The organism is Amycolatopsis stemonae (assembly GCF_054781455.1).
Genome location: NZ_BAAGUJ010000015.1, coordinates 1 through 22,504, shown reverse-complemented (window position 1 = coordinate 22,504; position 22,504 = coordinate 1). Strand labels below are relative to the sequence as shown.

At 70.9% G+C, this 22,504-nt stretch carries 17 protein-coding genes and 1 pseudogene; 7 read left to right on the top strand and 11 right to left on the bottom strand.

What is annotated here, in order from left to right:
• Position 1: 1 nt before the first annotated feature.
• Positions 2-1,774 carry an alpha-L-fucosidase gene (locus ACYVLJ_RS37970; protein WP_460442296.1) on the bottom strand — a complete coding sequence of 591 codons (1,773 nt, stop codon included), beginning with the start codon at positions 1,772-1,774 and terminating at the stop codon, positions 2-4.
• A 395-nt stretch (positions 1,775-2,169) separates the two neighbouring features.
• On the opposite strand from ACYVLJ_RS37970, the gene ACYVLJ_RS37965 reads away from it, so the two are divergent.
• A complete protein-coding gene (locus tag ACYVLJ_RS37965; protein WP_451979091.1) occupies positions 2,170-3,357 on the top strand; it encodes a glycoside hydrolase family 88/105 protein in 1,188 nt (395 codons plus the stop codon).
• Between the two features lie 248 nt (positions 3,358-3,605).
• Here ACYVLJ_RS37965 and ACYVLJ_RS37960 read toward each other — a convergent pair whose 3' ends face one another.
• From ACYVLJ_RS37960 to ACYVLJ_RS37945, 4 genes are all read right to left on the bottom strand, one after another.
• A complete protein-coding gene (locus tag ACYVLJ_RS37960) occupies positions 3,606-5,087 on the bottom strand; it encodes a glycoside hydrolase family 28 protein (protein WP_460442295.1) in 1,482 nt (493 codons plus the stop codon).
• A gap of 321 nt (positions 5,088-5,408) precedes the next feature.
• Positions 5,409-6,035 carry a TetR/AcrR family transcriptional regulator gene (locus ACYVLJ_RS37955; RefSeq protein ID WP_460442294.1) on the bottom strand — a complete coding sequence of 209 codons (627 nt, stop codon included), beginning with the start codon at positions 6,033-6,035 and terminating at the stop codon, positions 5,409-5,411.
• A 23-nt stretch (positions 6,036-6,058) separates the two neighbouring features.
• The gene (locus ACYVLJ_RS37950; protein WP_460442293.1) at positions 6,059-7,630 is read right to left on the bottom strand and encodes an alkaline phosphatase D family protein; all 1,572 of its coding nucleotides are present in this window, start codon (positions 7,628-7,630) and stop codon (positions 6,059-6,061) included.
• Positions 7,631-7,662: 32 nt separating this feature from the next.
• Positions 7,663-8,319, bottom strand: coding sequence for a hypothetical protein (locus ACYVLJ_RS37945; protein ID WP_460442292.1), 657 nt, complete (start codon positions 8,317-8,319; stop codon positions 7,663-7,665).
• A gap of 100 nt (positions 8,320-8,419) precedes the next feature.
• Between ACYVLJ_RS37945 and ACYVLJ_RS37940 the strand changes: the two genes are divergently transcribed.
• The 4 genes from ACYVLJ_RS37940 (at position 8,420) to ACYVLJ_RS37925 (ending at position 15,562) form a co-directional block, all read left to right on the top strand.
• Positions 8,420-11,353 (top strand): AfsR/SARP family transcriptional regulator, encoded by a 2,934-nt coding sequence (locus ACYVLJ_RS37940; RefSeq protein WP_460442291.1) that lies wholly within the window; start codon positions 8,420-8,422, stop codon positions 11,351-11,353.
• A gap of 87 nt (positions 11,354-11,440) precedes the next feature.
• On the top strand, positions 11,441-12,661 hold the full coding sequence (locus ACYVLJ_RS37935; RefSeq protein WP_460442290.1) for a hypothetical protein: 1,221 nt from the start codon (positions 11,441-11,443) through the stop codon (positions 12,659-12,661).
• Between the two features lie 173 nt (positions 12,662-12,834).
• Positions 12,835-14,223 (top strand): FAD-binding oxidoreductase, encoded by a 1,389-nt coding sequence (locus tag ACYVLJ_RS37930; RefSeq protein ID WP_460442289.1) that lies wholly within the window; start codon positions 12,835-12,837, stop codon positions 14,221-14,223.
• A 103-nt stretch (positions 14,224-14,326) separates the two neighbouring features.
• Complete coding sequence (locus tag ACYVLJ_RS37925) at positions 14,327-15,562, top strand: glycoside hydrolase family protein (protein WP_460442288.1); 1,236 nt, start codon at positions 14,327-14,329, stop codon at positions 15,560-15,562.
• A gap of 29 nt (positions 15,563-15,591) precedes the next feature.
• Here the strand turns inward: ACYVLJ_RS37925 and ACYVLJ_RS37920 are convergent, their stop codons facing one another.
• From ACYVLJ_RS37920 to ACYVLJ_RS37910, 3 genes are all read right to left on the bottom strand, one after another.
• A complete protein-coding gene (locus tag ACYVLJ_RS37920) occupies positions 15,592-16,044 on the bottom strand; it encodes a DUF4396 domain-containing protein (protein ID WP_451979071.1) in 453 nt (150 codons plus the stop codon).
• 91 nt (positions 16,045-16,135) lie between these two features.
• Positions 16,136-16,657, bottom strand: a complete 522-nt coding sequence (locus ACYVLJ_RS37915; RefSeq protein WP_460442287.1) for a DUF305 domain-containing protein — start codon at positions 16,655-16,657, stop codon at positions 16,136-16,138.
• 50 nt (positions 16,658-16,707) lie between these two features.
• Positions 16,708-17,088, bottom strand: a complete 381-nt coding sequence (locus tag ACYVLJ_RS37910) for a DUF6153 family protein (protein WP_460442286.1) — start codon at positions 17,086-17,088, stop codon at positions 16,708-16,710.
• Between the two features lie 180 nt (positions 17,089-17,268).
• Between ACYVLJ_RS37910 and ACYVLJ_RS37905 the strand changes: the two genes are divergently transcribed.
• Positions 17,269-18,285: an autoinducer 2 ABC transporter substrate-binding protein gene (locus ACYVLJ_RS37905; RefSeq protein ID WP_460442285.1), complete on the top strand. Its 1,017-nt coding sequence runs from the start codon at positions 17,269-17,271 to the stop codon at positions 18,283-18,285.
• Here the strand turns inward: ACYVLJ_RS37905 and ACYVLJ_RS37900 are convergent.
• From ACYVLJ_RS37900 to ACYVLJ_RS37890, 3 genes are all read right to left on the bottom strand, one after another.
• Complete coding sequence (locus ACYVLJ_RS37900) at positions 18,282-19,850, bottom strand: esterase-like activity of phytase family protein (protein ID WP_460442284.1); 1,569 nt, start codon at positions 19,848-19,850, stop codon at positions 18,282-18,284. The genes ACYVLJ_RS37905 and ACYVLJ_RS37900 overlap by 4 nt on opposite strands.
• A 92-nt stretch (positions 19,851-19,942) precedes the next feature.
• On the bottom strand, positions 19,943-21,190 hold the full coding sequence (locus ACYVLJ_RS37895; RefSeq protein WP_460442283.1) for a DUF6923 family protein: 1,248 nt from the start codon (positions 21,188-21,190) through the stop codon (positions 19,943-19,945).
• Positions 21,187-21,951, bottom strand: a complete 765-nt coding sequence (locus ACYVLJ_RS37890) for a bestrophin-like domain (RefSeq protein ID WP_451979053.1) — start codon at positions 21,949-21,951, stop codon at positions 21,187-21,189. Before ACYVLJ_RS37890 ends, ACYVLJ_RS37895 begins: the two co-directional genes overlap by 4 nt.
• A 399-nt stretch (positions 21,952-22,350) precedes the next feature.
• Here ACYVLJ_RS37890 and ACYVLJ_RS37885 point away from each other — a divergent pair.
• Positions 22,351-22,504, top strand: a pseudogene (locus ACYVLJ_RS37885) (Crp/Fnr family transcriptional regulator); the annotation flags it as partial.

Genomic DNA, 22,504 nt, shown 5'->3' with positions numbered 1-22,504 from the left:
CTCAACCCGCCGAAGTCGCGTAGTCCGAGCCCAGCCAGGTCTCGTCGATCCGCAGCCGCTTGTAGCGCGTGCTGTCGCTCGAGGCCGCGTACGTGCTCGTCACCTGCAGGCGGACGTACCGCGCCGTCACCGCGGTCAGGTCGACGAACTGGACGCCGCGGTGGCTCGGGAGGGTCCCGGACTTCACCGCGCTGCCCCAGTTCTTGCCGTCGCTGGAGACGAAGACCTGGTACGCCTTGATGCGCGCCGACTGCTCCGAGTCCGACCGGGCGTAGCTGACCGAGTCCTCCCGCTGGTTGATGCCGACGTACTGGACCTTCTTCGCCGACCCGAGGTCGTAGTCCAGGTTGACCGGCAGGGTCTTGTTGTTGTCGAAGTAGGTCAGGTAGTCGCCGTCGCTCGCCGCCTGTCCACTGTGGCCGCTCGCCGAGGCGCTCGCCTTGAGCGTCACGGTCTTCGGGTCGTACATGCCGGTGCGGCCGGCCGTCTCGACCTTGAACACCGTGTCGTAGGTGTCCCAGCCGGACAGTCCCGTCAGGGTCAGGCTGCCGCCGCCCTGGCTGAACGAGATCGGCGCGCCGGTGCGCAGGTCCGTCACCCCGGAGACGCGGTAGCCGTTGTCGCGGATCTTCAGCGTGCTGCCCGACGGCTTGGTCAGGACGTGCACGTACTGCGTGCCGCCCTTGATCGTGATGACGCCGTGCGCGCCGTCGTTCCAGAAGCCGGGCTGCATGCCGCCGTACATGTACCCGGCGCCTTCGGTGCCGCCGAGCGACTCCCAGATCGCGCTCAGGTAGGTGTTCGCGAAGTTGTTGAACGCCTCCTGGTTCGACGGGAACCTGCCGTTCACCATCGCCGTCTCGGCCATCAGCGACTTGATCGACGAACCCGAGTTCGTCACCAGACGTCCGATGTTCAGCTGCTTGTTCACCGCCGAGTTCGACCCGCCGTACCACCACGAACCGGTGTCGGGCAGCTTGAAGCACGCCTCGGTGAGCCGCGGCATCGCCGTGTAGGTGGCCTGCGGGTAGTCGTAGGCCGGCGTCATGCCGGTCTTCTGCTCGTTGCTGATCGTGTCCATGATCGGCGTGTCTTCGTTGTTGTTGCTCAGCAGGTAGTCCGGGCGCTGCTGGTAGATCTGCTGGTAGAGGTTGTGCGACAGCCAGTAGTCGCTGTCGTTGTCGATCCAGAAGCCGCCGAGGTCCGGGTAGTTCTTCATGACCTCGAAGAAGTTGTCGTAGCTGAACTGGCCGAAGCCGTCCTGGGTGTCGAGGTTCACGGTCTTGCCCTTGTACTTCGAGTAGCCGGCGGAGTCGAGCCACTCGTGGCCGCCTTCGTCGTGCCACTGGGCGTCGTTGGTCATGTAAAGGATGACCTTGAGGCCCTGGGACTTCGCCGCGGCGATCAGCTCGCCGAGGAAGTCCCGCTTGGTGGAACAGCTGCCGGGGATCTTCGACGGCCAGGCCCGCGAGTAGCCGAGCCGGCTGTGGAACGACGCCAGCACGAGGTAGGAGGCGTGCAGCTTCTTGGCTTCATTGACCCAGTACGTGGGCGTCCACCCGCCGTCGGTGATCGCCTTCTCCCAGGCGCTGCAACTGGTGTAGCCGGGCGAGGTGCGCATACCCCAGTGCAGGAACAGGCCCGCCTGGCTGTCGCGCAGCCACTGCTGGGACGGCTTCTGCAGGTCGGCCGACGCCGGCGCGGCGACGAGCCCGGCGACCATCAGCATCGAGGCGCACGCGACGAAGACGCGGCGCAGGAACCTGACTGACATGAGCGACCTCCAGTGGTCTGGTCCAGTCGGTGGTGTACTCCCGGCCGACGGGCCCGGTCAAGGCTGAGGTCCGACCTTTGGGGCACGTTTCGCTGACCGGCACATCCCGTGAGGGCCGTTCGGGTTAAATATCTGATATATGACACGACAGATCCGATCTCTCTTGACTGGGCGTCCCGGAGGCGAGTAGATGTTCTCCCCAGAGAGCGCTTTCGCCCTCACCCACCGCTCCGGCGAAACGGGCAGCACGCCGCGCCCCCAGAGCTGGTCGGGATGCCGACGGACGGCGGATCGGCATCCCGGCCACCCGTCCGGTGCGGGGCACCGTCCTTTCCGCGACGGTGCCCCGCCCGGACTGCCCGCTCCACCGGGGCCCGTGCACGAAAGGACAACGAATGTCCGAGCACCCCCTTCGCCCGACCCGGCGCGCGGTCCTGGCCGGCACCCTGGGCGCGCTGGGCGCCCTCGCCGCGGCGGGACCCGTCGCCCGGGCGGCGGACCGGCTGCCCCCGATCGGCGGCGCGGCGCCGCCGGCGGACTGGTCCCGCGCCGTCATCGACTCGACGATGAAGCGCTACACACCCGCGAACATCGGCGGCTGGGGCTACACCCTCGGCCTGTACCTCTACGGCCAGTACCTCTTCTACAAGCGCACCGGCGAGAAGAAGTACCTGGACTACATCGTCGCGTGGTACGACCGCTTCATCACCGACAGCGGGATCTCGAACAGCTTCACCAACCTCGACTCGATGCGCTCGTGCCAGATGCTGCCGCTGCTGTTCGCCGAGACCGGCCGCAAGAAGTACAAGACGGCGGCCGACCAGCTGCGCAAGCGGTTCCCGGCCTACCCCCGCACGTCCGACGGCGGCATGTTCCACGCCACCAGCAAGGTCGGCCAGCTGTGGGGCGACGGCGCCTACATGGCCCAGCCGTTCCTCGCGCTCTACGGCGCGGCGTTCGGCGACGGCGACTACTGCTTCGAAGAGTCGGCCAAGAACCTCGTCGTCTACTTCAGTCACCTGCGCGAACCGGCGAAGGGCCTGCTGTACCACGCCTACGACGAGGACGGCTCCGAGTCGTGGGCGTCCGGGGCGGGGCACCACTCGAAGTTCCACTGGGCCCGCGCGATCGGCTGGTTCGGCATGGCCGCCATCGACATCCTCGAGGTGCTCCCGGCGAACCACCCGCGTCGGCCGGCGCTGATCGACATGGTCGGCTTCCTGGCCGCGGGCTACCAGCGCTACCAGGACGCGGCGACCGGCCGGTGGTACCAGATCGTCGACCGCGGCAGCGACGCGAAGAACTGGCTGGAGACGTCGGCGTCGTCGATGTACACGTTCACGCTGGCCCGCGGCGTCCAGCGCGGCTACCTGCCGGCGTCGTACCAGGCGGTCGCGGACCGCGGCTACGCCGGCGTCCTCAAGAAGGTCTCGGTGGGCTCGGACGGCCTGACGAACATCACGGACATCTGCGAAGGCACCAACGTCGGCGACCTGTCCTACTACTACGGCCGCGCCCGCAAGACGAACGACTTCCACGGCCTGGGCGCGTTCCTCATCATGAACGAGCAGTACTCGCACTGACCACGAAGGCGCGCCGCAGAAGGGGCCCCGGCTCACCAAGCCGGGGCCCCTTCGTCCGTGCGTAAAGAGGCATCACACGTGATCAGACGGGCATCATGCGTGATTGGAGAGGCATCATGCGTGATTGGACGGGCATCGGGGTGATGCCCCGCTGATCACGCATGATGCCCCTGCGATCACGCGTGATGCCTCTTGGCGCACGGGTGAGGCCCCTTCCCGTGCGGGGGAAGGGGCCTCGGCCGGGCTGGTCAGCAGGTGCTGGTGGAGCCGGAGGCGTTCAGGCGGAGGGCGGAGCCCGACGTCGTCGCCGAGTTCTTGACGCAGTAGCCCGTCACCGTCTGGAAGCCGACGTCGAACGGGCTGTTCGAACCCTTCTCCGCCGTGAAGTGGTCGAACGTGATGTCCGAGCTGTTGTTGACGATGCTCGCCGGGCGGCCGTCGTCCTTGCCGAACTCCACCGAGCTGTCCACGAACTTGATGCCCGACGCGTAGTGCAGGTACCAGCCGTACGACGGGCGCGTGCCGATCGACTTCGGGTTGTAGTCGTTGGCGTCGTTGCTCGGGACGCCCGTGCCCATCGTGCCGCTGCCACCCGGGACGGTCAGGTGCACGCCGGTGAAGGTGACGTCCGAGACGCGGTGGCTGCCGTCCGCGCCCCAGATCGTCGGGCTGAAGTTGGTACCCGTGTGGGTGCCCGTCACGTTGTCGAACGTGATGCCGCTGATCGAGCCGACGCCGGGCTTGTTCCCGCACCGCTTGCGCGTGCCGATCTTCATCATGATCGGCGAGTAGGTACCGGACATCGTGATGCTGCGGTAATGGACGTCGGAGATCTTCGCGCCGTCCATCGAAACGATCCCGATCCCGGATTTGTGCGCGCTGGTGATCGTGATGTTCGAGAACTGGTAACCGGTGAAGTCACCGCACGTCTCGGAGCCGAACATCAGCGCGTTGCAGCACTGCGCCGACAGTTTCGCATTGTTCACCGTGACGTTGCCGTTCGGCAGTTTCGCGCCCAGTGCGTAGTCGCTCTTGAACACCAGCGCGTCGTCGTTCGCCGCGATGTTCGCATTGGTGATCGTCACGTTCGTCGTGCTGATGATGTTCCAGCCGTCGCGGTCGCTCGCCGTGTCGATCGTCAGCTTGTCCGAAACGACGTTCGTGCAGCCGTTGATCAGCGCCCCGAAGTGCCCGCCGCGGCGCAGCTTGATCCCGGACAGCGTGAGACCGTCACAGCGGGTGAGCGAGAGGATCTTGTCGGCCTGGCCGGACTTCGGGTTGCCGGTGATGAGGTTGCCGCCGCCGTCGATGGTGCCGGCGCCGGTGAACCCGATGTTCGTGAGCTTGTCGCCGGAGAACATCGCGTTGTGGAAGTGGCTGTGACCGTAGTCCTGGTAGGCGTCCCACTGGTTCGGCTCGGGCTTGTCGTAACTGTCCGCGCTCGACCCGGTGATCGTCGCGCCGGCGTCCAGCTGGATCGTCACGTTGCTCTTCAGGTGGACCGTGTTGGCCGACTTGTACGTGCCGGAAGTGAACCGGACGGTGCCGCCGCCGGCCGCGTTGGCCGCCGTGATCGCCTTGTCGATGGCTCCGGAATCGTTGGCCGACCCGTTTCCCTTGGCGCCGTAGTCCTTGACGTCGTAAACGCCGCCGGGCGCGGCCGTGGTGACCCCTGCTCCGGCCACCACCAGCCCTGCCACCGCGAAGGAGACCAGCAAAAACCTTTTCACCGTGAGACCGCCTTGTCATGTTTCGGGAAAAGCTCGGCATGACGGCGGAGCACTCAGCCTACGAGCGCCGCGAGCGGGGTGTCAAGATCGCCGCGAAAAGGCGGGAAAACGATTCTTCACGGCGTCCGGGGGGACCCGCGCCACCCCCAGTCGGGACGCGGGTCCCCCGTTGCTCGCTGTGACCGGAAACCGCGGGGACCGCCGCGGCGGGGACACCGGGGCGGTGTCCTGTCAGGATTTTCGCAGTCTACCGTCGCCGGGCCCGCGAAAAACGTGCATTCGTCATGGTCCGGACCATGAATCCCGCATCGCCCGGACCGCTCAGGCGAACCCTGCTCCGGATGTCAGCAGGTGGAACGCCCGTTCGGCGGCCGCGACGGCGTCCGGGTGCCGCCGGGCCGCGGGGACGCCGGCCGCGACCGCGGCCATGTTCGCCGCGGCCAGCGTCCGGCGGACGGCCGCGATCTGCGCGGCGGCCAGCCCGGCGTCGGGCGACGGGACCCCGGCCTCGGCGAGCGCGGCGGCCAGCGCCGACTCCCCCGCGGAGGCGGCCTCCGCCAGCCGCGCGACCAGCGCCGGCGTGCCGGTGACCAGCCGGAACACCACGAGCACCGCGGGCTCGTCGCACAGGCCCGTCGCCGGCGAACGTTCCTCGAGCCCCCGCAGGAACGCCTCCCGCAGCGCGGCCAGCGGGCCCTGCCCGGGCCGGCGCGCGCGGACGACGTCCGCCGCGCCGGTCTCGTGGTCGGCGAACCGGTGCAGCACCAGGTCCTCCTTGGAGGGGAAGTAGGCGAAGAGCGTCCGCTTGGACACTCCCGCCGCCTTCGCCACCTCGGCGACCCCGACGGCGTCGAACCCGCGCTCGAGGAAGAGCCCGATCGCCGCCGCCGAGATCGCCGCGCGCGTGCGGAGCTTCTTGCGCTCCCGCAGGCCCAGTTCGTCGGTCATGTCACTGAGCGTAGCGAACAGTCTCAGACTTTGTGCAGGCCAGGCGTGCCTGCTTGCACTACGTAACTGATATCGTTCTTGATCACCACTTTCGCCGGGTCGTAGACACTGGTGTCGGACGTCGTCATGAAATCCGCTCGCATCTGCGACGGCGTGGTTGTGACGCGGACGTAGCCGCGCTCGCCCTTGCAGTACTTGATGTGCGGGTTGTTGGCGAGCCAGGCCGCGCTGGGCGGGGTGGCGTCGTCGCTGTTGCTCGTCACCGACGTCGTGACCAGCTCCGAGCCGATCAGCGGGTCGCTGTGGTCGAAGTAGTCGAGCCGCAGGTCGGCGGCCCAGTGCCGGTGGACGTCGCCGGTGAGGACGACCGGGTTGGCGACCTTCCGGTCGACCCAGCCCTTCGCGATCCGGTCGCGCGAGGCCTCGTAGCCCTGCCACGAGTCCGGGCTCTCGCAGGTGGCCCTGTCGCCGTCGCCGTCCCGCGTGGCGAAGAAGACCTGCTGGCCGAGGAAGTCCCAGGTGGCCGGGTGCGACTCGAACTGCTTGAGCAGCCACGCCTCTTCGGTGCCGCCGAGGATGCTGCGCGAGGTGTTGCGCATGTCCGTGCAGGCCGGGCCCGCCGAGCCGGAGGGGTCGGGCACCTGCGCGTTGCGGTACTGGCGCGTGTCGAGCATGTGGAACCGGGCCAGGTTGCCCCAGACGAACTGGCGGTACAGCTGGATCGACGCGCCGTTCGGCTTCGCGGTGGAGCGGATCGGCGTGTGCTCGTAGAACGCCTGGAACCCGGCGGCCTTGCGCGCGGCCGGGGCCGGCGACGTCGTGCCGTTCCAGTTGTTCTGGACCTCGTGGTCGTCGAAGACCACCAGCCAGGGCGCGATCGCGTGCGCGGCCTGCAGGTCGGCGTCCGTCTTGTGCTGGCCGTGGCGGGCGCGGTAAAGGGCGAGGGTGGTCGCGTCGTCGGCGACGGCGAGGCTGCGCGGGTTGCGGTCCTGCGCGGCGCGGCCGGACTTCTTCTCGTAGATGTAGTCGCCGAGGAACAGCACCAGGTCCGGGTCGTCGGCCACGACGCCCTTGTACGCGTGGTAGTAGCCCTCCTCCCAGTGCTGGCAGGACGTGAAGCAGTACTTGAGCTGGTTGACCGCGGCGCCCGCGGCGGGCGCGGTGCGCGTCCGGCCGACCGGCGAGAGGTACCCGGAACTCTTGAAGCGGTAGAAGTATTCGTGCGCCGGCTCGAGGCCCGTCGGTTCGATGTGGACGCTGTGCGCGGACGCGCGGACCGCGTTCGCCGTGCCGCGCTGCACGATCGAGGTGAACGCCTCGTCGTTCGCGATCTCCCAGTCGACCGCGTAGGTGGCGTCCGGCATGCCGCCGTACCCGTCGGCGTTGAGCGGCGCCGGCGCGAGTCTCGTCCACAGCACCACGCTGTCGGGCAGCGGATCGCCGGACGCGACGCCGAGCTGGAAGGGGTCGTGGATCGCCGGGGCGGCCACCGTCGTGCGGGCGTTCGCCCAGGACGGCAGCGCCGCCGAAGCCGCGGTGGCGGTGACCGCGGCGAGCCCGCCGAGGAGCACCTTGCGCCGGTTGACCTGAACCATGTCGGAATGCCTTTCGGGGAGGGGAGACGCGGTCAGGCCGCGAAGTCGGTGAGGCCTTCGCTGCAGGACTTCAGGTCCGGCTTGGCGGTGGTGTAGTTCGCGACGCAGACCTTGTAGAAGACCCAGCCCCCGGCCGGGACGGTCACGGCCTTGTCGACCTTCGTGCCCTCACCGCCGGAGTTCCAGACGTAGAACGGGCCCGCGCCGCCCTTGAGCCAGTACGCGACGACGGCCGAATAGCCGTCGGCCTTCGTGTCGTAGACCAGGAAGTGCGAGTCGGACGAGCGGTACTGCCCTTCGCCCGCGCACGCGTCGGCGCACTGGCCGCTGCCCGAGCCGACCCCGCAGTCGGGCGCGATCCGCTGGTCGGAGCCGGTGTAGACGTAGGTGTCCGAGATGTACCCGCCCAGTGCGGGCACGTAGTCCCACAACGTGCCCGTGCCGTAGGTCCCGGTCACCGAGGAGCCGGTGACCTGGCAGTCGATGGCCACGGACGCGCCGTTCGCGACGGTCTTGACGGCCGTGGCGCTCGCGGTGGGCGCGCGGCGGACGTTGAGCGGGTCGCCCGCGGTCTTGACGGTGCCGGTCGACGCGGCCGATGCCTCGAGCGCGCCGCCGACCGCCAGCACGCCCACCGTCGCGAGGACGACCCCTAGCCCGGCCGTGCGCCGGAGGTTCGAACGATTCATGGCGGGAGCGTGACCCGGGGCCGTACACGTCCCGTACAAACGGCACGGACACTCCGAATGGATCTATCCCCGCGGTCGAACGGGCCATAGCATCCGGCTCATGGGGGAACTCATCGGGCAGGTTGAGGCCACCTCGCTTAAGATCCGCGTCCTCGGTCCGCTGGAGGTCACCGCCGCCGGGCAGGTGCTCCCGCTCGGCGGGCCGAAGCCCCGGCTGCTGCTGGCCGCCCTGGCCCTGCAGCCGAACGTCGTCGTGTCCGCGGACGTGCTGGTCGAGGTGCTGTGGCCGGATTCGGCACCGCGGTCGGCCGCGGCCAACATCCGGACGTACGTCCATTCGCTGCGAAGACGGTTCGCCGAGATCGACCCCGGCCTCGGCGAGCGGATCAGCAGCCGGGCCTCCGGCTACCTGCTGACCGCGGCGCCCGGCGAACTGGACCACGTCGCGTTCACGGCCTTGGCCGCGGAAGCGCAGGAAGCGCTCGATCGCGGCGACGCCGAGAGCGCTCTCAAACTCCTCGATCGCGCCGACGCGTTGTGGCGCGGCGAAGTCCTCGAAGGACTCCCCCACGACCACAGCTGGGGCGCGACCGTCGCCCGGCTGGCCGAGCTCCGGCTTTCCGTGCAGGAACAGCGCCTGCGGGCGCGGATCGACCTCGGCCGCTGCGGCGAAGCCGTCGCCGAGCTGCGCGGCCTGGTCACCGAACACCCGCTGCGCGAAGAGCTCTGGGCGCAGCTGATCGTCGCGCTCCGGGCCGCGGGCCGGACCACCGACGCCATCGAGGCGTACGAATCCGCGGAACGCGTTCTGCGTGAAGAGCTCGGCGCCGAACCCGGCGCCCGGCTGCGAGAACTGCGCGCGACGCTGGTGCCGGAGAGCGTGCTCGCCGCGCGCCCCGCCGACGTCGTCCCGGTCTGCCAGCTGCCGCTCGACCTGCCGGACTTCACCGGCCGCGACGACGTGATCCGCGAGGTCGTCGCCCTGATGCGCGAGCGCGCGGAGTCCGGCGCGCCCGCCGTGATCGTGCTGTCCGGCGCGCCCGGCGTCGGCAAGTCGGCGGTCGCCGTCCGGGTCGCGCACGCCGTCCGCGACGCCTTCCCCGACGGCCAGCTGCACGTCGACCTCGCCGGCACGTCGTCGTCGCCGCGGGCACCGATGGGCGTGCTCGCCGAACTGCTGCGCGCGCTGGGCATCCCGGACGTGGGCCTGCGGCGCGAACCGGCCGAACGCTCGGCGCTGCTGCGGTCCCGGCTGGCCGGGCGGCGGATGTGCGTCGTGCTCGACGACGCCGGGAGCGCCGCCCAGGTGCGGCCGCTGCTGCCCGGCGCGGGCGCGTGCGCGGTGCTGGTCACCAGCCGGATCCGGCTGCCCGGGCTCGCCGGGGCGACGGCCGTCGACGTCGACCTGCTGCCCGAAGCCGAGGCCGCGCGGCTGCTGCAGGGCATCGTCGGCGCCGAGCGGGTGGCCGCCGAGCCGGAGAGCGCCGCGGCGATCCTGCGCCAGTGCGGGCACCTGCCGCTGGCGATCCGGGTGGCCGGCGCGAAGCTGACGCACCGGCCGGGCTGGACGCTGCGCCTGCTGGCCGACCGGCTGCGCGACGAACACCGGCGGCTCGACGAGCTGCGGGTCGGCGACCTCGCCGTGCGCGCGAGCGTGACGCTGTCCTACGACCTGCTGCCGATGTCGGCCGCGACGGCGTTCCGCGGGCTCGGGCTGCTCGGGCCGGTGCAGTTCCCGGCGTGGGCGGTGGCGGCGGTGCTGGGCCGCCGCGACGCCGAAGACGTCCTCGACGTCCTGGTCGACGGGCACCTGGTCGAGCTCGTCGGCTCCGACTCGGCCGGGCAGCCGCGGTACCGGCTTCACGACCTTCTGCGCGTGTACGCGGTGGAGCTGGCGGAGCAGAGTGACGCGGCGAAGACGCGTGCCGCGCTTCACCGCGTTCTCTCCGGCTATCTCGCGCTGGCGCTGGAAGCCGCGCGCCGGATGCCGTTGCACTTCTTCGGCATGTACTCCGACGAGGAGCTGCCCCGCCCGGCCGTGCCCGCCGACGTCGTGCCCGCCGACCCGGCCGCGTGGTTCGCCGCCGAGCGGCACACGAGCGTCGCGGCGGTCTCGCTGGCCGCCGAGCACGGCTTCGACGACCTGGCCTGGCAGCTGGCGTCGGCGTTGACGCCGTACTTCGACCTGCGCGGGCACCAGGACGACTGGCACAGCACCCACACGATCGCCCTGGCGGCGGCCCGCCGGACGGGCTCGCTGCGCGCCGAGGCGATCGTGCAGCGCAACCTCGGCCAGTACCTGCTCTACCAGGACGAGTACGCCGGGTCGCGGGTGGCGTTCGAGGAGTCGAAGGCACTGTTCGAGCAGGTCGGCGACGCCCAGGGCGTGGCGATCGCGCTGACCGGGCTGGCCACGATCCTGCGCATCGACGGCGAGGACGGCCCCGCGCTCGACCACTGCCACGAGGCGCTGAAGCTGTTCGCGGAGGAAGGCGACCCGCACGGCGAGGCCGTGGCCCGGCTGGGCGCGGGCGCGGTCTGGATGTCGCGAGGCTGCTACGCGGCGGCGAAGCGCTGGTTCACCGACGCCCTGGAGCTGTCGGCGGCGATCGGCGACCGCCACCGCGAAGCGCACGCGTTCAAACGGCTGGGCCTGCTGTTCCAGCACCAGGGCAACCTGGCGGCGGCCCGCGAGCACGTCGACCGCGCGATCGCGATCTTCACCGAGCTGGGCGACGACCACTGCGTCGGGTACGCGAACCAGAACCTCGGCGAGCTGTGCCTGCACAGCGGCGATTTCGCGCACGCGCAGCTGTTGCTGGTGAACTCGCTGTCGGTGCACCGCCGCAACGGCGACCGGCGGTCGGAGGCCGAGGTTTCGCAGTTGCTCGGGGAACTGCACCGGGCGCTTTCGCAGCCGGAGCGGTCCCGGGACTACTCCGAGCGCGCGCTGGCGATCTGGCGGGAGCTTTCGACGCGGCCGCCGGAGCCGGTGGAGCCCGTCCGGGAGGCGCCGCACATCGTCTCGGCCTGACGCACAACCTGCTTGTACGGATCATGTACGCCACCCCGGCAGTCTTTCGCCACGTTCGAGTGAACAGGTGCGAGAGGAGAACCGGGGATGATCCGGATCACGATGGCCGGCCGCGTGACCGCGGCGGTTCTGGCCGCGGGGGCGGTGACGGCGCTGGCCGGAGCCCCCGCCCAGGCCGCGACCGCGAACGGCGCGAGCTGGACCGAGAAACTGTCCACTGTGGACTACGACGACGTCAACGTCACCGGCGCGGGCGGAACCCTGACCCTGGCCGACGCCGCGTGGCACAGAACCGCGCAGGTCTTCGCCGGCAGCGAAGGCAGCTTCATCACCGCCGAGCACGCGCTCGGCTCCGCGGCGAACCGCGTCAGCGCGCAGCTTTCCGCCGACACCCCGAAGGGCACCACCGTCGAGGTCGACGTCCGGGGTCGCACCGGGGTGAACGACTGGACCGAGTGGACGCCCGCCGGGACCGCGTTCAAGACCTCCGTCAGCGCCGTGCAGGCGCGGATCAGCCTGCGCAGCGACACCGACGGCGTCCGCCCGGCCGTCACGGGCCTGGCGCTGAGCGCCGACAGCGTGCCGCAGGTGAACGCGCTCGCCGCCACGGCCGCGCTGACCTACAAGATCTACGCCACCCGCGAAGGCCTGCCCGGCGGGACGACCGCCAACGGCCACGTCATCACCAGCCGCGACCACTTCGTGGCGCTGCCGTCCGGGCGCGGCCTGGCGCCGAAGGGCACCGGGAACTACAGCGTCCGCGTCTGCAAGACCGACAACAGCCGCTGCGAGTACGCGCCGGTGTGGGACGTCGGCCCGTGGAACACCAAGGACGACTACTGGAACCCGTCCTCCGTGCGAGCCGAGTACAAGGACCTGGCGCAGGGCACGCCCGAGGCGTACGCCGCCTACCACAACGGCTACAACGGCGGTAAGGACGACCTCGGCTACAAGGTCGGCAACCCGGCGGGCATCGACCTCGCCGACGGCGTCTTCTGGGACGGCCTCGGCATGTCCGACAACGGCAACGTGAACGTCACCTACCTGTGGACCGGCTCCGGCCCGACCGGCGTCGTCAGCACCGCGGGCGACCCGATGAACGTCCGGGCCAGCGCCAGCACTTCGGCCGCCGTGAAGGGTCTCGCGGCGAACTACGCCAAGGTGAACATCGAGTGCTACGTCGAGGGCGACACGGTCACCGGCAAGTTCGGCACCGGCAACATCTGGGACCGGATCGGCCCGGGCAACTACGTGTCCGACACCTACCTGCAGACGGGCTCCGACCTCCCGGTCGCGCCCCACTGCTGAACCGCGGCTCCAGGGAGCCCCGAGCGTCGCGTGGTTGACTGCCCTCACCCCCGCGATAGAAGCGAAGGCCCGGCGTTCGCGCCGGGCCTTCGCCCGTTCGCGCGGCCGGTCCTGCCCCGAAGGCCGCGCGGCCGTCTCCGCCGATCAGCGCGGCACCCCGTGAAACTGGGCCGATGACGACGTTCAGCGACACCTTCCGCCGGCGCATCCGGGGCACCGTGCTGGCCGAAGGCGACGACGGCTACGACGACGCGCGCCGGGTCTGGAACGGGGAGATCGACCGGCGGCCGGCGTCGATCGTGCGCGTCGCCGGCCCCGACGACGTCGCGGCCGCCCTGGCCCACGCCCGCGAAACCGGCCTGGACGTCACCGTCCGCGGCGGCGGGCACAACTTCGGCGGTGCGGCCGTGGCCGACGGCGCCCTGCTCGTCGACCTCGGCGGGCTCCGCACGATCGAGGTCGACACCGGCGCTCGCACCGCGCGCGTCGGCGGCGGCGCGACCTGGGCCGAGCTCGACGCGGCGACCCAGGACCACGGCCTGGCCACGCCGGGCGGCATGATCAGCGACACCGGCGTCGGCGGGCTCACCCTCGGCGGCGGCTTCGGCTGGCTGACCGCGCGGCACGGGCTTTCGGTCGACAACCTGCTCTCGGCCGAGGTCGTCACGGCGGACGGGCGCGTCCTGCGCGCGTCGGAAACCGAGCACCCGGACCTGTTCTGGGCGCTGCGCGGCGGGGGCGGCAACTTCGGCGTCGTCACGGAGTTCGAGTTCCGGCTGCACCCGGTCGGGCCGCTGGTCGAGCTCGGGATGTTCTTCTGGAGCCTCGCCGAAGCACCCGCGGCCCTGCGCTTCGCCCGCGACGTCCTGGAGTCGCTGCCGGCGGGCACGGGCGCGATGCTCGCCGGGCTGAACGCGCCGCCGGCGCCGTTCGTCCCGCCCGAGCACCACGGCGCTCCCGGGGTCGCGCTGATCGTCGCCGGGTTCGACGGGCCGGACCGGCACGCCGAGGTCGTCTCGCGGATCCGGGCCGGGCTGCCCGCGCGCTTCGAACTCGTCACGCCGATCCCGTACACCGAGCTTCAGCGGATGCTCGACGACGGTGCGCCGCGCGGGCTCCTCGCGTACGAAAAGTCCTTGTACGTGGGCGAACTCTCCGACGACGTGCTCGACGTCATCGCCACCCACCTGCCCGGCAAGGCTTCTCCCCTGTCACTGATGCCGGTGTTCCCGCTGACGGGCGCGTTCACCGCGGTACCCGACGACGCGACCGCGTTCGGCGGGGCCCGCGAAGAGGGTTACGTCATCGGCATCGCGACGGTCGCGCCGACGCCGGAGCTGCACGCCGCGGACCGGGCGTGGACGCGGGCGTTCTGGTCGGCGCTCGTGCCCCACTCCGGCAACGTCGGCGGGTACGTCAACTTCATGGCGGAGTACGAAGAAGACCGCGTCCGCGCCTCCTACGGCGCCGGGAAGTTCGCGCGGTTGCGGCGGGTCAAGGCCGCCTACGACCCGCGGAACGTGTTCCACCACAATGCGAACATCCCGCCCAGCGGAACATGAATTCACAACCGTGAACAATAGCCCGCCCGCTGTACAACCTCGTGTCCATTGTGTAAAACTTCGGACACCTGGAGCATTTCCCCACACGGAATGGCGGGCACCTGTGAGCGTTACCCGGAGAACCCTGCTGACCACCGCGGCCGGTGCCGCGGTGGCGGTCGGCGCCAGCACCTCCCCGGCCGCCTCGGCGGCCTCCCTCGATGCCTCCGACCAGGCATCCGTCACCCGGACGCTCCGCCAAGCGGCCGATTACGCAGTGGCGAAGCTGCGCGCGGTCGCCCCCGGCGTCACCGCGTTTCCGGTCGGCACGAAGTTCGAAAAATGGACCTATTCGCAGAATGGCGACTGGGTCGGCGGATTCTGGCCCGGCCAGTTGTGGCTGGCCTGGCTGCACAGCGGGGAAGAACAATTCAAGACCCTCGCGCTGGCGTCCGCGGACAAACTCGCGCCGCGCCAGAACGACACGGGCACGCACGACCTGGGATTCCTCTTCTCCCCGTCTTGGGTGACCGCGTGGCGGCTCACCGGGGACGACAAGTGGCGCGCGGGTGCCGTGCAGGCCGCGGCGTCGCTCATCAAGCGCTACAACCCGGCCGGGAAGTTCATCCGCGCCTGGGGCGCGCTGACCGACCCGAAGGACGCGGGCCGCGTCATCATGGACACGATGATGAACCTGGACCTGCTGGCCTTCGCGAGCAAGCAGACCGGTGACCCGAAGTACCTCGAAATCGCCGTGGCACACGCGAAAACCGCGCAGGCCAACTTCGTCCGCCCGGACGGTTCGACCCCGCACGTCTTCGACTTCGACCCGGTCACCGGCGCGCCGATCGGGCCCGGCACGGTGCAGGGCTACAGCCCGACGTCGTGCTGGTCGCGCGGACAGGCGTGGGGCGTCTACGGCTTCACGACGATCTACCGGCGCAGCGGCGACCAGTCGTTCCTGACCACGGCCAAGCGCCTGGCGGACTTCGCGTTGTCGCACCTCACGTCCGACCACGTGCCGGTGTGGGACTACCTGGCCCCGCAGGCCCCGAACGACGTCAAGGACGCCTCGGCCGGCGTGATCATGGCGTGCGGCCTGCTGGACCTCGCGGAACTCACCCACCGCGCGCAGTACCGGGACAGCGCGCTGCGGATCCTTTCGGCGGTCTCGCAGACCTGCCTGACGACGAAGTCCACGCGGGCCGAGGCGAGCGTCGCGCGCTGCACCCGCAACCGGCCGGCCGAGGACGGCGTCGAGGTGTCGCTCCCCTACGCCGACTACTACCTGCTGGAAGGCATCCTGCGGGTGCTCGACCGCCGGAAGGTCGACCGCGCGGTCGACCTGTCCAGCGTCTGAGCCCTTCCGGGGAGGCCGCCACCTCCCCGTCAGTGGTGGTGCGCGTGCGCCTTCGCGTGGCCGAGGCCGCGCCCGATCATCCACTTGTTCACCGGCACGGTGACCACGAAGGCGATCGCCAGCGAAAGCACCAGCGCCAGCCAGAAGAGGAAGCTGACGAGCCCGGCGTCCATCGCCCCGGGGATCGCGACGACGACGGTGTTGTCGATCAGCTCCATCACGGCGATCGAGACGGTGTCCGCGGCCAGCGCGACCTTGAACGCGGCGGCGAGCGGCAGCCCCGACTTCAGCACGCCCCGCATGGTCAGGCCGTAGCCGAAGACGAACGCGAGCACGATCGACAGGACGACGGTGGCCGCGTTGTGCAGGCCGAACGCCGTGCCGAGGACCATGCCGAGGATCTCACCGATCGCACAGCCGGTCAGGCAGTGCAGGGTCGCCTGGATCGCTGTCGCCCACGAAGCTCCGTGCTGTTCGCTCATGCATCGGACTATACCCCCCAGGGGTACCGAAGCGCGTGTCTCGTGCGCCACAGCGTGGTCCCCGGCCGCTTCGCCGGGGACCACGCCGGGATCACGCGGCGAGGAGGGCGGTCATCTTGGCCACCTCGGCCTGCTGGGTGTCGACGATCCGCTGGGCCATCGCCTTGGCGTCGGCACTGCCGCCCTGGGCCAGCTCGGTGCGGGCCATGTCGATCGCGCCGCGGTGGTGCTCGGTCATCAGCGTCAGCCACTTCCGGTCGTAGGCGGCGTCGCGCAGGGTGCCGAGGTCACCGGTGTCGACCATGCCCGGCATCGAACCCATGCCCGGCATCGAGCCGTGCTCCGGCGCGCCCCACTGCTTCAGCCACGCCGTCAGCTGGTCGATCTCCGGCTGCTGGGCCTTGGCGATCCCGTCGGCCAGGGCGATGACCTGCGGGTTCTTCGTGTGCTGCGGCACGGGTACCGCCATCTCGACCGCCTGCCGGTGGTGCGGGACCATCGCCTGCGCGAAGGTGACGTCGGCGTCGTTGTGGTCGGACTGCGTGGCGCACCCGGACAACGCGAGCGCGGTGACGGCGGGCAGCACGAAGCCCGCCAGGAACTTCCTGGACATTTCTCTTCCTCACTGGAGTTCTGCGGATGGGCACGGCGAAGCCGCGCCGATCAGATCCGCAGCACGCAGTGGGCGGCGAGCAGGAGACGGCCGGCCGGCGCCGTCGGGGGCGGCCGCGCGACGCGGCGCCCGCCCGCCGGCCGCCGGACGAGCGCGACCGGCCGTGGCCGGCGCCGCAGGAGCACCGTGACCAGCAGGAGAACCACGACCGCGGTCAGCACGGCCAGGCACTCGTGCAGCGGCGAGTGCCCGGGCGGCGACAGCCGGTCCGGCTCCTGAGGCCCCGGCATCGACAGGCTCTCGTGCGCGGCGGCGGAAACCGGCATCGGGGCCATGGATCCGTGCTCGGCGGGCACGTGGTGCATCGCCACCACCCCGAGCGCGAGCGCGCACAGCAGCAACCAGCGCGCGGGCACGGAATGGCGAGTCATCGTCGCCCAGCGTAGCCGACACCGCCGGGCAGGCGAATCCTCGCCAGAAACCCACGAGATAGAACTCGCTTCCGTAACCCTTTGCGCACATCCCGTTGACCACAGTTACGCGGGGCCCTACCTTCCCCCTTGGTCTCCACCGTGCGCAGACCGTTCGACAGTCCTGAGGAATGGGTGGGGATGCGAGGGCCGACGAAGACGTTCGGGCTGGTCGCGACGCTGCTGCTGACCGCGGCGCTCGCGCTCGGCGGCTGCGCGGGCGAGCTGGCCGGCTCTTCCGCGCCGACGCCGACCCGGATCGCGTTCGTGCCCAAGGTCGCCGGCATCCCGTACTTCGAGGCGATGGACACCGGCGGCCTCGAGGCGGCGAAGCAGCTGGGCGTCGAGTGGTCGTCGACCGGCCCGAAGACCGTCGACCCGGACGCGCAGGTGACGATCCTGCGTGAGCTGATCGCGAAGAAGGTCGACGTCATCGTCGTCGCCCCCAACGACCCGGCCGCGCTCGCGCCGGTGATCGCCGAGGCCCGCGGCAAGGGCATCCACGTGCTCACGTCGGACACCGACGCGCCGGGCACGCAGCGCGAGGTGTTCGTCAACCAGGCCAGCGCCGACGGCATCGGCACCGCGCTCACCGACGCCCTGATGAAGCGGACCGGCGGCACCGGCAAGTACGCGATCGTCTCGTGCGGCCCGGCCGCCGCGAACCTCAACACGTGGATCTCGGTCCAGAAGGCGTACGCGGCGACGCACTACCCGCAGGCCCAGCTCGTCGAAACCGTGTACGCGGGCGAAGACCAGGAGAACGCGACGAACCTGGCCAAGGAGCTGATGGCCCGCCACCCGGACCTCACCGGCCTGGTCGGCGAGTGCACGACGTCCGCCCCCGGTGTCGCGCAGGCCGTGCGCGAGGAGCAGAAGATCGGCCAGGTCTTCACCGTCGGCGTCGGGACGCCGCAGGCGATCAAGCCGTTCCTGCTCGACGGCTCGTGCTCCCAGTCGGTCCTGTGGAACGTCGAGTCGCTGGGCTACCTGACCGCGTGGACGGCCAAGCAGGTCGCGGACGGCAAGCCGCTGGGCCCGGTCAACAAGGTGAGCCTGGAGTTGCCGGCGGTGAAGTACGACGCCGCGTCGAAGACCGTCCTGCTGGGCGATCCGCTGCTCATCACCGCCGACAACGTCGACCAGTTCAAGTACTAGCGCACGTCGATCGTCACCGTCGCGGTGCTCGTCGCCGCCGGGAGCCGCGTCGTGTCGACCGCGAGGTACTCGCCGTCGTCCTGGCGCCCGTCCGGCAGCGTCTTCGCGTGCAGCGCGTACGGCGGTGCCGCGTTGGTGATGCCGTCGATGCCGAAGTCGTTGTCGTTGCTGAGCACGACGGTCCGGCCGCCGTCGGTCGTCGCGACGCCCTCGACCTTGTCGTGGCCGAAGAAGCCGCCGCTCGGGTCGAGGCCCGTGACGAGCGCGCCGACGTCCAGGAACAGCTTCTTCGACACGGGCGTGATGCCGGCGGCGGCGAGGGCCTTCGTCGCGTCGGCCGTGGTGTCCTTGCCGACGTAGGCGTCGATGCTCTTGCCGCCGACGAGCACGCCGCCCTTGACGGCGTCGTACCCCGCGGCCCGCGGGCCGACGTCGGTGGCCCCGGTCAGGTCGATCTCGAAGAGCTTCTTGTAGGCGCCCGGTTCCTTCTTGCCGTCGCGCTCGTCGACGAGGAAGCGTGTCGCCGAGAGCGCGGTGATCTCGCTGACCGCGGTGCTCGTCGTGTCCGGGTCGTCGAGCAGGTAGAGGTACTCGTGGGTGGCGCGGGTGCGCAGGTCGACGGTGACGATCCGCAGCGTCGTGACGTTGCCCGGCTTCTTCGTGAGGTCGGGCTGCTGCAGCGCCGACTGCATGATGCCGACGAGCGTCCGGCCGTCCGGGGTGAGCGCGAGGCCTTCCATGCCCTTGTTGGGCACGCGGTACTTGAGCTCGCCGGGCAGCGAGCCGTCGTACGGCGAAAGGCGTTCGAGCGCGCGGCCGTCGCGGCCGAAGTGCGTGATGAACGGGCCGTACTCGTCGGACACCCAGAAGGTGCCGTCCTTCTGCGCGACCAGGCCTTCGGAGTCGTAGCCGTTCACCGACTTCGGGAGCACGGTGCCGTTCAGGTCGACGATCTTCTCGCCGGTGTCGGCGAGCGGGCTGACCTGGCCGTTGTACGGGGTGCCGTCGGCCGCGCGCAGCGGGATCTTCCGCTCCAGCACGGCTTTCCCGTCGCGGAGCCGGAACTTCCCGATCGCGGGCGTGAACGCGGGCAGCGGCTCGATCTTGCCGCCGTCGGGCGCGTCGACGTTGGGGCCGCGGTCGGTGAGGCCGTAGACCTCGTCGCGCTCACCGGGGACCGGGGTCAGCGCCGAGCCGTACGCGCCGCCCGTGATCGGCACGCCGCCGAGGGTGGCCAGCGGCGGGAGGTTCGTCGGGAACAGCTTCACCGCGTCGGAAACGGTGTAGGTGAAGGAGTCCCGGCCGGTGAACCCGGGTGCGGGCGTGTAGTGGAACGTCCCGTCCGCGCCGATCGACACGGTCCCGTGCGCCGCGGCGGTGTGCCGGACGACGGCGGTGGCCGAGCGGTCGTTGCCGAGCACGCCACCGGTCAGCGTCCGCCCGGCCCGCACGCGGTAGTGGTCGTCGCCGGCCCGCGGCCCGTGGCCGTGCGCGGCGGCCGGGCCCGCGGCCGCGAGCGGCACTGCCAGCACCCCGGCGACCAGGGCGATTCTTACCCGCTTCATCCCGTTTCTCCTCCTCCGACGCGTGGACCGCACCGGAGGAGGAGTCTGGGTGGCCGAAGTGGACGTCGGCCGTCTTCGAGAAGACCGGGGCGTTAACGGTGCCGGCGGACGTGGCCGGCCGCCGCGCCGCCGCCCAGGACCAGGATCAGCGCCGTCACCCCCCACCGGCGTTTTTCCTCGGTCCGTGCAGCGGTGTCCCGCACGACCGGCTCGGCTTGCTTGGTCGGCCGCGCGTGCGGTGCCGACGTCTTCGGCGGCGGTGCCGCCCGCACGCCCGGCGTCGGGGCCGGGGTGGGCGCGGGGGCCGGGGTCGGGGTCGGCGTGGGCGTGGGCGTCACCGCGGCCGGCTGCTCCACCGGTGGTGGCTGGGACGGCGGGGGCGGCTCAGGCGGCGGGGTGGTCGTCGGGGTCGGGGTCGGCGTGGGGGTCGGCGACGCCGAAGTGGTGGACGGCGGCGGCGGTGCCTCGGCGAGGCACCCGGCGGCGTCCCCGCTCACCAGCGCGGGCCCGGTCGCGACCTCGACCGCGGGACCCGAGCCGTCGCGCGGCAGCCGGTACGTGACGCTCCGGTGGCCGTCCCGGTTGGCCGTGGCGTAGACGGCTCCCGGCCCGAGCACCACCGACCCGTACGCGCCGCCGGGCGGGAACGACAGCCCGGGCACCACGGCGACCTTCCCGGTCGCCGGATCGAGCGTGACGACCGCGCCGTGGCCCCGGGTGGTCGTCGACACGCCGTACAGCAGCCCGTCCGACGGGTCGTACGCGAAGTCGTCCACGCCCGCCGCGAGCGTCACCGGCCGGAGGGCCGTCCGGTGCACCACCCGCAGGTAGCCGTCCGACGCCGGGTCCACGTCCACTGTGTACAGATCGCTGTTCTGCCGCACGTACCAGCGGTTCCCGGCGATCGCGCCGGCCGTGGCACCGGTGACCAGGCTCCACACCGGACGCGGCGCGCCCGCCCGGCCGATCACGCCGAGGTCGGTCACCGCGCCCGAGGCGTCGATCCGCACCGCGTGCGCGCCGTGGTCGTAGCGGCCGCCGCGGGTGCCGTCGGCGACGCCGTACACGACGTCCTGCGCCGCGGAGTAGCCCATCGCGTTGATCCAGTACCCGGCCTGCGTCAGGCGTTTCGTGGCGCCGCCGGGCAACGACAGGAGCCGGAGCGTCGTCGGCGCGCCGTCGCGTTCGTTCTCCGCCTGCAGGATCGTGCAGGCGTCCGGGTCCTGGGCCGCCGGGCGCGTCGACGACGCGGGCGCGAGCCAGCCCGTCGCCGCCAGCAGCGCCGAGACGGCCGCGGCCACGCCGAGCATCGCCGCCCAGCGGGCCCGCGAGCCGGTCAAGCCAGCCTTTCGAGCGCGCTGGTGAACGCCTCCGACGGGATCTTCGCCCCGCCGCTGAACGGGTTCTGCAGCTGGTAGATCGCGAACAGCAGCAACGTGATCGTGCCGGCCAGGGTGGAGACGATGATGATGTGCGCGGCGAGCCGCGTGCCGCCGAACAGGTTCGGCAGCAGGATCGCCGTGATCACGCTGCCGAGGATGAGCGCGAACCAGACGACCGCGCCGACCCCGCCGCCGCCCGCGTTGTTCAGCCGCTGGGTGCGCGCCTGGTAGACCGACCAGAGCTGGTTGCTGGCCTCGGTCTTGCGGTCGACCAGCCAGTCACCGTCGACGTCGACGGCCGCGACGGCCTGGCGCATCTGGTCGAGCTCGGTCCAGCCGGTGGCGGGGATCTCCCCGCCGTCGGTCAGGCGCGGCCACTCCTGCTGCTCGACGGTCTGCGCGTAGGCGACGGCCAGCTGGTGCACCCGGTCCTTCGTGTCACCCGGCAGCGCGTCGGCCGCCCAGGTGGCCGCGACCAGGCTGTCGGCCTCGGTCTGCGCGTCCTGGGTCGCCGAGCCGACGGAGTCGAACAGCGAGATGAGCACGAACGCGACGAGCACCGCGTGCAGCCCGCCGACGATGGTGAACACCTGGCCCGCCGCGTCGTTGTTGTCGGGGCGGCCCTCGTCCCAGCCGAACCGCCGGACCAGGTAGGCGATCACGCCCGCGACGACGGCCGCGCCGGCCACCCACAGCCCGCCGGCCACGAAGATGTTCATCCACGTCCTTTCCGCACCCGGCGCAGGACCGCCGGAACGCTCAAGTTAGCCACCCATTTCCGGGCGGACAACCGGGAATTGTTCGATTCATCCGGGTGGCCTCACCCGGGCCGCGATTATCGCCGATTCGGCGCAGTTCACCGCAGGCGGGGGCCGCCTGTTCCCGTCCCCACTGCGGCCGGATTTCCCCTTACGAGAAGCGGATCTTCTCGACCGGGTGACGGCCGGGAACCCCGGGTGACTGCCAGCGGTCGAGCGTCCAGGAGAACGCGCCCGAAATGGGCTGTTACTTATCTCCCTGACACGATCGTGTCATTGTGGGCCCGGACGCCGTTGCTATGTTGATTCTTCGTTGCCTTGGGCAATCCCGGCTTCCGAATTGATTGGGTGGTTCTCGCTGTGACTGTCACCGACCCGGTGGAGACCGAGACCGAGCAGGCGCCGTTGAGCCTGGGCCGGGCCGCGGCCCGGACGCTGGCCACGACAACGAAGTCGGTCCCGCAGATGCAAGGGATCTCCTCACGGTGGCTGCTGAAGCTGCTGCCCTGGGTGG